Origin of the sequence: Scytonema sp. PRP1 (genome assembly GCF_036697665.2) — a bacterium.
Taxonomy (GTDB): Bacteria; Cyanobacteriota; Cyanobacteriia; order Cyanobacteriales; family Nostocaceae; genus Kalymmatonema; species Kalymmatonema gypsitolerans.
Genome location: NZ_JBAHYJ020000055.1, coordinates 1 through 12,004, shown reverse-complemented (window position 1 = coordinate 12,004; position 12,004 = coordinate 1). Strand labels below are relative to the sequence as shown.

The window sequence follows — 12,004 nt, the reverse complement described above, 5'->3', positions numbered from 1 at the left end:
TTTACCCAACAAATCCGACATTCCACATGGTTGTAATCAGTCTACTTTTTGCGTACAATGAGAAACACGCCTGTAAATCGAGCTAGTTATAAGCTATATTTCAGGAAATATTCAGTTGTGTGACCGCGCAAGCGCATAACTGGCGGCATAGCCAAGTGGTAAGGCAGAGGTCTGCAAAACCTCCACCCCCGGTTCAAATCCGGGTGCCGCCTTCAAAGAAATATAAGCATTACAGGGCTTTGAAGCCCTTTTTTAATGGTAGTTGTAGGGCTTGTTTCCAGAGCCTTCCAATATTTTTGGGGTAATTTTGGGTAGTTTGGGGAAACAACTGGGGTAAAACTGGGGTAGATATGTAAGGTAAAGGTGTTTACCCCAATACACATTTCTGGGGTAAAACTGGGGTAAAGTGGAAAAGTAAAAATGTTTACCCCAGTTAATTAAGCTTATGGAGCCTAAAAAATCTCAAAGTATTGCCAGTCGGGGTTCGGTGCAGATAAAGAACTCTAACGGCAGTCTCCAATTAGTTTTTTCTCATCCTATTATTACGCCCACTGGAGAGCTAAAAACCAAACGTTTCTATGTTTCAACAAGGCACGACGATACACCTTTTGGAAGACATCAAGCATCGGCTTTGGCGACAAAAATCCAGAGGGATATTGACTATGGAGAGTTTGATGCCAGTTTAGTTAAGTACAAACCAGCAGCGTCATTAAGCACCGTTACCCCAATTACCCCAATTACACCTTCACGTAGCCCCCAACCAGACTTGGGAGAATTATGGGAAAAATACACTGAGTTTAAAAAACCACAGGTTAGTCCTTCTACTTATGCGGTTGACTACCGCAAGTATCGCAATCACATTGCTAAGTTACCAACTAAAACTTTAGATGATGCGATCGCAATTCGAGACTATTTACTTGCAAATCTCAGTGCTAATGCCGCCAAACGTACTTTGACAAATATAAATGCTTGCTGTGATTGGGCACTTAAAAGTCAGCTAATTGAATCCAATCCCTTTCAAAGTATGGCAAAAGACATTCTTCTTCCGAAGTCAGAATCAACAGAATATGAAATTAATCCCTTTACGAAGGAAGAACGGGATAACATAATTCAAGCATTTGAGGAGAGCAAACTCTACAGCTACTATGCTCCTTTAGTAAAATTATTATTTTTTACTGGGTGCAGACCATCAGAAGCGATCGCTCTACAATGGAAGCATATCAGTGATAAATACATTACCTTTGAGCAAGCAATTACCATCAGTACTAAAGGGTTAGCCCTCAAAGATGGATTAAAAACCCAAAGCCAAAGACGTTTTCCGATTAATAATCAGCAACGTGAAATTTTAGACTCTATCAAACCTGAGAACTGTAACCCGGATGATTTTATCTTTAGAAGCAAGAAAGGCGGCATAGTAGACTTTGGAGATTTTCTCAATCATGCTTGGAAAGGTTACAAAAATCAGCGTGGAACACATATAGATGGAATCGTAACTCAACTTGTAAAACAGGGTGTAGTCAGCGAATATCGCAAACCTTACCAATGCAGGCACACTTTTATTACTCTTTGCTTGGAAGCTGATATTGATGCGAAGGATGTAGGAAGGTGGGTTGGTAACTCTCCAGAAATTATTTACAAGCATTACGCAGGTAATAAACGTAACTTACAGGTGCCAGAATTATAAATTTGTTGAATTAAAATATGGGCGATCGCCTACAAAGCAATTGTGTTTATCAGAAAATACGGTGATCTGATAAAAGTAACTTTTGCACTAAATGTCGCTACTTGTCATCACCTTGTTCATTAACTCTTAGTACTTGTGTAAATAATACAAGGACGCGATCGCGCTCTGTTCGGTGTCTGCCTCTATGGTGCTACCCGAATCAACGAAAGTTGCACTTTGCTCAAAGGTGATGTCATCGGTACCAGGGGTGTTAGACCTAAGTTTATCATCAGGGCATACAACGCTAAAGGTGGGCAAGATACGCAATCTTATGTGAAACTGAAACAGCGGAAGTTTGGCTAACTGAAGTTTAAGAAAACACGATTTTAATAAAATTAATTAAGTAAAAAAGATGAAATATGGAATTGATTGCGGACACAACGCAACCCCGGATACTGGGGCTGTTGGAATTAAGCAAGAAGATGTATTGACTCTAGCTGTAGGTAGTCGAGTTATGGCTGGCTTGAGATCGCTAGGGCATGAGGTTGTTAATTGTACTCCTACAAAAGCTAGCAGCGTCGGTGATTCGTTAAGGCAACGTTGCCAAATCGCCAACAGCGAGAATGTGGATGTTTTCGTCAGTATTCATTTCAATGCCTTTAATTGCAAAGCTTACGGGACTGAAGTCTATGCAATGAGCAACAGCGGGAAGACTTTAGCTAAGAATGTAATAAACGAAATCTGCTCTCTGGGATTTTTCAACCGTGGGGTAAAAGATGGATCTCATCTGTATGTTTTGAAAAATACATGTATGCCAGCGATTCTTGTAGAGTGCTGCTTTGTAGATTCCGCAACGGATATGAATTTATTAAATGCTGACACGATGGCAGCGGCTATTGTTAAGGGATTAACTGGGCAATGTGTCGCAACTCCTGCCAAAAGTCCAGATCGCGCGGCTAAGTGGCAGGAATTTATAGATGTGCTTAAAGCTGCTAATATAGCCTATCCGCAATTGAAGCCAGCACAATTAGCGCAAGCAATTTTAGAATCAGGCAGGGGAACTTCTGAATTATTTTTAGAGCACAACAACCCCTATGGTTTGAAATGGCGGAGGGAAATGAGCGAAATTGCTCAAAATGTTTCCTATAAAGCCCATGACGGAATTGATAGTTATTGCAAATTTCAAACTCTAGAAGATGCAGTAAAGGGATATTGGTTATTTATTGGCAGGAAACCATACCAGGGATGGGAGCAATATTCTAGTCCAGAAGATTATTTAAAATTTATCGTTGGTTGTGGATATTGCCCGGATAAAGCCTATGCCAATAAAGTAATTTCAATCTTGCCAGAAGCTAGGAAATTACTATATTAATAATTGGATGCCTAAGTTCGTGTGCAAAATACAGTGAGGCAGAAATTACTGAGATTGAGCAGTATTTAACCGAGTGGGATGCTTCTACGTATACCAGTGTGGCTCATAGTGTTGTAGATCATGCTTTGAGGAAAAATATTGACGCTTTGAAATATTTAAGAAAGGAAGGGAAATTATTAAGAGCTACAAGAATATATCCCATAAATTAATTTGTTTATAGAGTTGAGCAACTGTTCGGCTAATGCCTACCAAGCTGATTCAGTTATCAGTTACCAGTTATCAGTTATCAGTCAGTTATGAACAGTTTAGTTTATGAGAAGGCGTATAAATTTGCTATTCGGATTGTAAACGCCTACAAATATCTTTCCGAAAAGAAGAAAGAATATATTCTATCAAAGCAATTAATGAGAAGCGGAACATCAATCGGAGCTAATATTGCTGAAGCTAATGGAGCAATATCTCAAGCAGATTTTTCCGCCAAAATTTCTATTGCTTATAAAGAATGCTTGGAAACGAAATATTGGCTTTCTTTGTTAAAAGATACAGGGTACATTGAGCAGAAAGCCTTTGATAGCATTTATCAGGATGCAGATGAAATCGGAAAAATTCTGTTCTCAATCCTCAAAAAAACAAAAATTAACCAACAATCCATAGACTGATAACTGATAACTGGTAACTGATAACTGACTAAAGCTGTTCTTTCACAAAATGGTCAAAGCCATTTAAATAAATATTGGCAAAAAACTGGCTAGTTAAATTTCCAATTGGTAAACCTTTCCTACGAGTCACAGGAGTAAGTAAATCATCCCCATAAAAATAATCAACTACTGTTTCTTGCTCATTGCTGTTGTCGATGATACTATTAATTAACCAGAGCGTGTCTGGGCATTTGATTTTACGGCGTATGAATTCTTTTAAAATTATGTGGTCAATGCTAGGAAAATACTTTTTGATATCACACTGAAGCACATAACGGCTGTTGCGAGCAAAGTGAGTAAATTTCCTCAAAGCTCGATGTGTTCCAAAACCAAGTCGATTAGCGTAACTGTCGTGAATAAAAGTTTTTTCAAAAATTGGTACGATGATATTACAGAGAGCATGATGAACAACTCTATCCCGATAGGGTGCGGCTGAAATGAGGCGACTTTTAGGGTTTGTCAGGTGAAAAGTCCGGTAAGCTCCTGGCTGATAAGTTTTATCAGTTAACTGTTGCTGTAATCTAATTAATTCAGTCTCTAGATGATAATTAAAATCTAAAACATTATCTCGAAATCGCTTCCCTTTTTGCGCCTGACGCGATGCTAGGAGTACATTTTCAAAATTAATAATTTCGGGGTAAAGATTACCGTAACGCTTCATTCTATTTTATTTACATAAACTTACTGTTCTCTGTCTCTTTGTTTTTTAATCCATCCACCTAGTTCTATCCCTATTTCATCTATTAACTTGATAGCATATTCGTATCGTTCCACTGACATTTTATTGAAGTCTAGGAGCATTCGTGTTTGATAACGTAAAATATCCAGTTGAGTATTGAGAGATTCTAGTTGAGGAAGTTTATTTTTGGCATACTTAGCTTTAATCAAACCTTCTAATAAATCATACAGTTGATTGATTATCCTGTCTCCTAAAGTGAACTTATGAATTTTTGGCAATCTTTCGATAATTGGCACGTACCATTTAATACAATCATAGGTCTTTTGGATGACTGATAATTCTTTCATTGAATTTCATCAATCTTAATATTTCTGTCAAAAAATTCGAGTCGCCATGAGGCGACAAAAAAAGAGAAAAAAAGAACAAGTGTAAAGTGCAAAAGCACTAGAGTATAAAGGGCTACTTATGAGTCCCTCCCGAACGCGCAGACAACACGAAAACCAATAACGTAGTAGAAGTCGTCGCGCTCCGCCCAATTGTAGTTGCTGCGAAACGCGGAACGGCAGTTCCTAGGATCGTGGATCCAGGAACCGCCCCGCAGTACCACCCTTCCTTGTCTTTGAAAAAGGTTATCATTCTTATTATCAAACCAAGGGCTACCGTCTGTAGGTGCACCTTCATAGTTATCGTGCCAATCATCGAGACACCATTCCAATACGTTTCCGTGCATATCGCAAAGTCCAAAGGCGTTAGCTACTCCAAAACTGCCCACAACGGTAGTTTCTTCTCGATAAATTCCTTTTGAACCTCGACCATAAGAACCTGACCATTTATATTGTTCGTTATCTGTACCTCGATAATTGGCTAAATCGGTTGTAATTGTCTCACCAAAGTGGAATGGAGTCGTAGTTCCCGCGCGACAGGCATATTCCCATTCCGCTTCACTGGGGAGGCGATACTGTCTTTTTGTATGGGCAGCAAGGCGATCGCAAAATTCCACTGCATCGTACCAGGAAACACACTCTACTGGTCGATTATCTCCTTTGAAATGCGATGGATCTGTTTCTAGCTCTTTGTTGACTTGGGGTAGTGCTGCTACTGCTTTCCACTGTGCTTGAGTGACGGGGTATCTACCCATGCAAAATTGCTTAATGTTTACTAAATGCTGAGGACTTTCTGAGTTACTACGTTCTAGTTCATCTTCTGGTGAACCCATCATAAAACTGCCAGCAGGAATCAGCATCATCTCTAGTTCAACTTTATTGCCTAAGTCTTCTTTGTAATATTGCGCTGTCTGTTGGGTACGATTAATGACTATTTTTGCCATTTCTTTTTACCTGCTTACTTTTTCTAAGATTTGTATATAAATGCACTTTATTCCTAAATATCATGCAGGCAACCCTGAAAAAATTAGATCGCTCCGCTCCGCTACGCTAAAAAAGGGCAAAAAAAAGAAGTGTAGAGGGTAAAAGGGCTAAAGTATAAAGGGCTACTGAAGAATCCTCCCGAACGCGCAGACAACACGAAAACCAATATTGTAGAGGATGTGGTCGCGCCCCGCCCAAGAGCCGTAGTAGTAGCGAAACGCGGAACGGCAGAAGTTAGGAACGTCGGGCCAGGAACCGCCCCGCAGTACGGCTCTTCCTTGTTTTTGAGAAAGGTTATCGTTATCGTTTTCAAACCAAGCACTGCCATCTTTTGGCGCACCTTCATAATTATCGTGCCAATCATCAAGACACCATTCCCATACGTTTCCATGCATATCGTATAGACCAAAGGCGTTAGCTACACCAAAGCTGCCTACCTCTGTTGTTTTTCCTCTAGATCTTCCCTTTACACCAGCACCGTAAGTGTACTCAGCATTATAGTTAGCTAGTTCCGATGTCATTGTTTCACCAAAATGGAAAGGAGTTGTTGTTCCGGCTCTACACGCATATTCCCATTCGGCTTCACTTGATAAACGATAGGATTTGCCAGTGTGTTGAGACAGGCGTAAGCAAAACTCAACCGCATCGTACCAGGAAACGTTTTCAACAGGGCGATTTGCACCTTTAAAGTAAGATGGATCTCTTTTGAGTTCGCGGTTAACTTGTGGCAGAGCAGCTACTGCTTGCCACTGTGCTTGCGTTACGGGGTACTTGCCCATGTAGAAAGGGCTAATTGTTACTGTATGCTGAGGGCTTTCACTGCTTGAGCGTTCAAGTTCATCCTCTGGCGAACCCATTAGAAAACTGCCTTCAGGGATGGCTACCATCTCTAGCTGAACGGCATTTCCTAAGTCCTCAATAAAGCATTGCCCTTGCTGGCGATGACGATGAATGGTTAGATGACGACTAGCAGCCCACTGTCCGAGTACACTTTGTAGATTTCTTTTGGTAACTTTTTCACCAAACACTTCTGATAAAACTTTCCATAGCTTAATACCAACATTCTTTAGGTCAGGCACAGAGTAGTCTGCTGACGCTGCAATTTGCTCGTAGGTTTGATTGGCTAATGTTCCCTGTAGTACTAACTGCTCAGCATCGTTGAGATGTTTTCCTGTTTTAGTCAAAATCTCCTCGTTCACCATTTCGAGAGGACTATCTGTACTGATTTGAGCAGATTGATTAATCTCTATCAATGCAACTTCAAACTCAAAAGGTTCTAGCTCAATATCCGTAGATGTTTTTATCTCGGGTTCGATAGAGATAGTTGCTAGTTCAAATGTCAATTCTTCAAGTTGAGGATAATCATCTTCTGATGTAGGAGAAATTGGTTCTTTTACAGGAGCAGATGTTTCTAATTTTTCAGCAAACTCAGCATAACTTCCCCCAAACTGCTTGAGGATTTTTAAAGAAATTCGAGCATAAGCTTTTTCTAAGTTTTCTTGTTGTCCATCTTCCCCTGTTGATGTTTCCTTTAACAAAGCAACACATTCTTTCAAAGACTTCCCTATATTTTTTTCTATATAATCCGATAGAATTTCAAATATAGATTGAGAATCCCTATAGGGAGCATCTTCTAAGAAAATTGTCCGAATTTCATCCTGCATGACATCAAACAAGACTCCATCGGCGTTAACATCTGCGGTAATCTCTGTTAAAGGTTTGAGCAATCCTCCTAAAAATACCTCTGCAACATGAACAGGTAGAGATTCAGGCAATAAAGTTTTTTGAATTAAGCGAACCACAGGTAAAGTAATGACAGGAGCAGCCATTAATAAACCTGCTAATTTGCGCCCCAAAGGAGAACTAATTTTACGAAAACGATCAACCCGTTGCTCTGGATTTAATTGACTCACCTGAGTTTGAAGTGATTGTGGTGGTGGAGTAAATTCCGAGTCAGATGGCAATACAAACCCAGGCATGACCTTGTCACGTATTCCTGCAACAAAACCACTCCAAAGACTAGCAATTTCTGGGTTCAGAGTAAAAACAGGTATTTTTGTCCCTTGCTCTAAATCAATGTCTTTCCACAACAGTAGTTCATGGATGCGTAAGTTTCGATTAGCTACCCCCGGAATGAAATTGACTAACTCAACAGAAGCTCCTATACGCAATCCGGTTCTCAACCACATCCAATCAGGTAACAGTTGAATAATCGCCATCGGTTGATGTTTTGTCCAACCTTGTAATGTGGAAAGAATTGTGCCATCAAACCAAATTTGAGCTACACAATCGCTTACAATCAAAATCAAACGGCGATGGGTAGGATCTATTAATTCTTGAGGATTTTTGAAGCGTTCTTGTCTACCGATTTTCGCCCTAATTTGAATTTTTCCTTGCTCATCTTTGGTTAATCCCCAAATTCGCACTTCTCGAAAAATTCCATAATGTTCAAAAAGTTGTTTTAACTCTTGAATTGTGTTCCGCCAAATCACCATTGATGAGTTTTCATCTATTACTAAAGCTAAATCTAACCAAGGTTCTGGTTCACTTTTAAGGATAGGAATAAAAATTCCTTCTTCAGCAGTGCGTTTAACTGTTTCTAGTTCATCTAATTGGATTCTTCTTCCAGAATCGACCTTACGCATTAAAGGACGAAATGCTTTAGCAAATTCTAATTGTTTTGGTAATGAAGGGGGATCAGGATGTCTGAGAGGTAGAGTTTTTTCACTCAAAGATGAAGCGGTTTTATCCTCATCTATTGCTTTAGTGGGGTGAATATTGACTGATGGTTCTTCTTTCGGTGGTGCTGGGCTTAACTCTGGTGGGGAAATATGATTTGGATTCTTGTTTTTTGGAATATTATTTGGTTTTTCTTGATTCAGTTGATTAATATCAGTTTTGGAAGAAGGATGTCTTTCTTCTTCTTTGACTAAAAATTGTCTCTGTTTTAAGGCTAACCACAAAACATCAGCAATATCCTCTCCCGTTAAGTCATAATTGTCACTTAAACGAGAAATCAATTGTTTCAGTTGATTGTTTGGTAATCTGTCATCAGTCATTACTCAATTTTAGCCTTTTGTTGAGTTTATGATGTTGGCATTATTTTTGATGCTCATTCACTTTCAGTCAGTGGTTTCATTAATAATTTGCGAATTGCTTCTTTTTCTTCTGGTTTTCGAGGACTATCTTTCTGGGTAAAGATATGAATAGCATTTAATAACTGATCTGTTGCTTTATCCATTCCTTCACCTTCTTTGGGTATAAATTTTTCCATCAAATCATTAATTTCTTGTGCTTTATCGTTAAACAATTTTTCTCCAAAATGGGCTTTAATAATAGCTTCAAGTTCGTCTTTTGTAGGGTCGGGCATTCTTACTCGCAAACACCGCCGTTTAAAAGCTTGGGGAAAATCCCGTTCTCCATTACTAGTCATCACAATAATGGGGAAAGCGTAACACCTAACTCGTCCTCCTTTGATGACCACATCAATACCCTCATCTTGGGTTTGGACTTCAAACAAATTCTCTGTTTCTAAATTATCTGTTTCTAAATTATCTGTTTCTAAATTATCTGTTTCCTGGCTTATCTTCTTTTTTGAACGTCTCACCAATTCAGGAATTTCAAACTGTCCCTCTTCAAATAAGTTTAATAAATCATTAGGCAAATTGATATCACTTTTATCAATTTCATCAATCAATAATACTCTCGGTAAATAAGAAGGTAAAAATGCTGTTCCCAATGCTCCTAATTTAATATATTGTCCGATAGGCTGTTCATCACTGTTATTTTTATTAGCATCTTGTAACCGGGCGATCGCATCATAGCGATATAATCCTTCCTGTAAAGTTGACCGTGCTGTAATCGACCAAGATAACACTGGACCTAAGTTTAATTCATAGGCGATCGCATAAGCTAGAGATGTTTTTCCTGAACCGGGATTTCCGGTTATTAATAAAGGTCTTCTCAAATAAATAGCTGCATTAACAGCATCTCTTACTTCAGTTGCTGGCGGAGAGTCAGAAAGTCGAAAATTTTTTCCTTTTTTGATTTCTCTTTCTTTGTTTTTAGCTAATTTAATTAAGGACTCAAAGCGTTTATTATCTGCTTCTTCAGTCAAATCCTGTTCTTTCCCAAACTGTCGCCAAGGAGGAGCATCTATTTTTTTAATCTTTTCTCGCAATTCCTTAGTTTTCTCTTTTGTTAATACTTCTTTTCGCTGATCTTTACCATCAAATAAATACCAACCAGACACAAATTTTCTCCTTATAATTACTTATATTTATTAATTAAATTTGAGTTAAAATCCCAAATCTATAACATCATTACCAATAGTACTGTAACCGGAAGGCAAGCGATAAGGATTGTCACATAAAAACCCTAAATGATATCCTAAAGAATATTCTGTTTGCTCTTTATTTTCAAAAGCCTCTAATCGTTTTTCTTTAATTTTTATTAATAAATCATTTAAGTTATTTACATTTAATAGCTTCTCAAATTCTTTTCTTAATTGTTTTTGTTCAATACAAACACCTCTTATCCAAAGAAAAAGGGGTAATCCTTCTCTAATAATTTGCTTTTGCAACAAATCGATTATGCTTATTCCTGAATAAGAGAGTAAGTTAATACCTAAAATATCATAATTCGATTTAAAAGTACAATCTTCCTTACAAGAAATCCATTTGAATATATTGTCAATTTCTTGTTCAGCTAAATTGAAATAACTAAGCTGATCCCATTTTTTTCTGATGGTTATTAGTGAAGTATGATCCTGATTTTGTAAACGCTCGAAAGAACGCAATACAAATTTATGATGGCAACCAATCCATTTTCGGACATTATATATATCAGTTTTTACTTCTATCTTTTCATAAGATTTTTCAGAAGATGTTACTAATTGACTATTAGGCAAAAATATTTCAACAATTAATTGATTGTTTTCAAATCCATATAATTTAATTATTTTATAACTAAAAATAAGAAAATCATCAATTTTATCTTGAATGTTGGTTAATGCTACCTCAATTTCATCAGTAATTGGAAACTTTAACTTAGCTTCATCATTATCTCTTTGGAAAATTAACTCAGCGCTTAAATAGAATTTTCCAGAAAAATTTGGTTTATAAACTATAATTAAGTAAGGATAACATTTTTGATACTGTTTTTTGTAATTGTTTAATTTTCTATTTATTTCTTGTTTTATTTTCTTTACGTCTAGACCTATTTGATTAAGTTTATTAATTGTTATTTTATTCCATTTTTGTAATTCTTCCTTAGTTTGTTCTGAACTTATTAACATAACCAAATAACATACAAACTTAATATTAATAAATATTGGCTGTATTTTATTGTTAGTAATCACTTTAAATAAGATATTCTTTAATATCTTAGAAATATCTTCTCTATTAGTATCTTCTAGTTTTAATGAGTTAATTTCTGGATAATTACCATTTACATCTTTACTAAATTCTGATAAAACAAAATAACAAGAAGCATATAATATGTACCGCTCATCGATTTTAGATAAAATCAATTCTAATTCTTCCCACCTTTCTTCCAAAAAAAGAGAAGCTTGTGCAGATTTAGTCAATCCTAAATGTTTTTCATTACCATCTTTATCTCTGTACCACAAATAGATGGGCGTTTGTAAATTTTTATAATTTTCGTTTTCGGCAAATACTTTGTGTACATTTTCTGCAACTTCTCCCATTTCTTCAGGAAGAAGCAATTTCTTCTTTTCCTCTAACTTTTCCATCAATACCTGTGAAAATAATCCTGTCGTCTCAGAAGTATTATATTTAGCTGTCTCTCCTTCTTTAGCTGCTAGTAAGGTAAACTGTTCACAATTACTCTTCGGTTTTCCTATATCATATTCTTCTTTATATAATTGTTCGCCAAAATATTGTATCTTAGATGTGGATTTAGCATATGTAGCGCAAGCATCTATAAACAATATTTGATTCTTAAAAGCAGTAAAAGTATCAGTCTTTAGAGATTTTAACAAAGAAGATAAATTAAGATTTTTGTTATCATCGCTGTATAATAATCTACGATTTTCAACATCGCTAATATAACCATGTCCTGCCCAAAAAATATACAGTAGCTCCCCTTCTTTTTTGCTAACATCGCTAAAAATTACTTGATAAATATTACTACTGGTGGGTTCTTTTACTTCACTTTCAGTATTATCTAGCTTAGAAATAAACAGAAAAATATTTTTATCAGGAA

9 protein-coding genes, 1 tRNA gene and 1 pseudogene are annotated in these 12,004 nt (G+C 37.0%); 4 read left to right on the top strand and 7 right to left on the bottom strand.

The genetic code is table 11. The annotated features are described in order from the left end of the window. Positions 1-141 precede the first annotated feature (141 nt). Together V5G28_RS10690 and V5G28_RS10685 are read left to right on the top strand one after the other, a co-directional pair. Positions 142-212 (top strand) — tRNA-Cys (locus V5G28_RS10690). 233 nt (positions 213-445) lie between these two features. Further along, the gene (locus tag V5G28_RS10685) at positions 446-1,684 is read left to right on the top strand and encodes a tyrosine-type recombinase/integrase (RefSeq protein ID WP_332992524.1); all 1,239 of its coding nucleotides are present in this window, start codon (positions 446-448) and stop codon (positions 1,682-1,684) included. Positions 1,685-1,810: 126 nt separating this feature from the next. Here the strand turns inward: V5G28_RS10685 and V5G28_RS10680 are convergent, their stop codons facing one another. Then, positions 1,811-1,981 carry a hypothetical protein gene (locus V5G28_RS10680; RefSeq protein WP_158054598.1) on the bottom strand — a complete coding sequence of 57 codons (171 nt, stop codon included), beginning with the start codon at positions 1,979-1,981 and terminating at the stop codon, positions 1,811-1,813. Between the two features lie 94 nt (positions 1,982-2,075). Here V5G28_RS10680 and V5G28_RS10675 point away from each other — a divergent pair, with 94 nt between their 5' ends. Then, entirely contained in the window at positions 2,076-3,035 is a 960-nt protein-coding gene (locus V5G28_RS10675) for an N-acetylmuramoyl-L-alanine amidase (RefSeq protein WP_332992520.1), read from the top strand. 296 nt (positions 3,036-3,331) lie between these two features. Next, positions 3,332-3,694 carry a four helix bundle protein gene (locus V5G28_RS10670; RefSeq protein ID WP_096563728.1) on the top strand — a complete coding sequence of 121 codons (363 nt, stop codon included), beginning with the start codon at positions 3,332-3,334 and terminating at the stop codon, positions 3,692-3,694. A gap of 31 nt (positions 3,695-3,725) precedes the next feature. Here V5G28_RS10670 and V5G28_RS10665 read toward each other — a convergent pair. The 6 genes and pseudogenes from V5G28_RS10665 to V5G28_RS10640 all read right to left on the bottom strand — a co-directional run. Next, positions 3,726-4,394: pseudogene (locus V5G28_RS10665) on the bottom strand (reverse transcriptase domain-containing protein); the annotation flags it as partial. 20 nt (positions 4,395-4,414) lie between these two features. After that, entirely contained in the window at positions 4,415-4,759 is a 345-nt protein-coding gene (avd, locus tag V5G28_RS10660; RefSeq protein WP_332992518.1) for a diversity-generating retroelement protein Avd, read from the bottom strand. 116 nt (positions 4,760-4,875) lie between these two features. Then, positions 4,876-5,739: a formylglycine-generating enzyme family protein gene (locus tag V5G28_RS10655; protein WP_332992516.1), complete on the bottom strand. Its 864-nt coding sequence runs from the start codon at positions 5,737-5,739 to the stop codon at positions 4,876-4,878. Positions 5,740-5,901: 162 nt separating this feature from the next. After that, positions 5,902-8,838, bottom strand: a complete 2,937-nt coding sequence (locus V5G28_RS10650) for a formylglycine-generating enzyme family protein (protein WP_332992514.1) — start codon at positions 8,836-8,838, stop codon at positions 5,902-5,904. Positions 8,839-8,891: 53 nt separating this feature from the next. Then, entirely contained in the window at positions 8,892-10,031 is a 1,140-nt protein-coding gene (locus V5G28_RS10645) for an AAA family ATPase (RefSeq protein WP_332992512.1), read from the bottom strand. A 45-nt stretch (positions 10,032-10,076) separates the two neighbouring features. Next, positions 10,077-12,004, bottom strand: a 1,928-nt coding sequence (locus V5G28_RS10640; RefSeq protein WP_442994245.1) for a VMAP-C domain-containing protein, incomplete at its 5' end; no start/stop codon positions are given.

What these genes read in the sequence shown, in the direction of transcription:
- V5G28_RS10655 (WP_332992516.1), bottom strand. Translation starts at nt 5,739, where the DNA reads ATGGCAAAAATAGTCATTAATCGTACCCAACAGACAGCGCAATATTAC.
- V5G28_RS10675 (WP_332992520.1), top strand. Translation starts at nt 2,076, where the DNA reads ATGAAATATGGAATTGATTGCGGACACAACGCAACCCCGGATACTGGG.
- V5G28_RS10685 (WP_332992524.1), top strand. Translation starts at nt 446, where the DNA reads ATGGAGCCTAAAAAATCTCAAAGTATTGCCAGTCGGGGTTCGGTGCAG.
- V5G28_RS10650 (WP_332992514.1), bottom strand. Translation starts at nt 8,838, where the DNA reads ATGACTGATGACAGATTACCAAACAATCAACTGAAACAATTGATTTCT.
- avd (WP_332992518.1), bottom strand. Translation starts at nt 4,759, where the DNA reads ATGAAAGAATTATCAGTCATCCAAAAGACCTATGATTGTATTAAATGG.
- V5G28_RS10670 (WP_096563728.1), top strand. Translation starts at nt 3,332, where the DNA reads ATGAACAGTTTAGTTTATGAGAAGGCGTATAAATTTGCTATTCGGATT.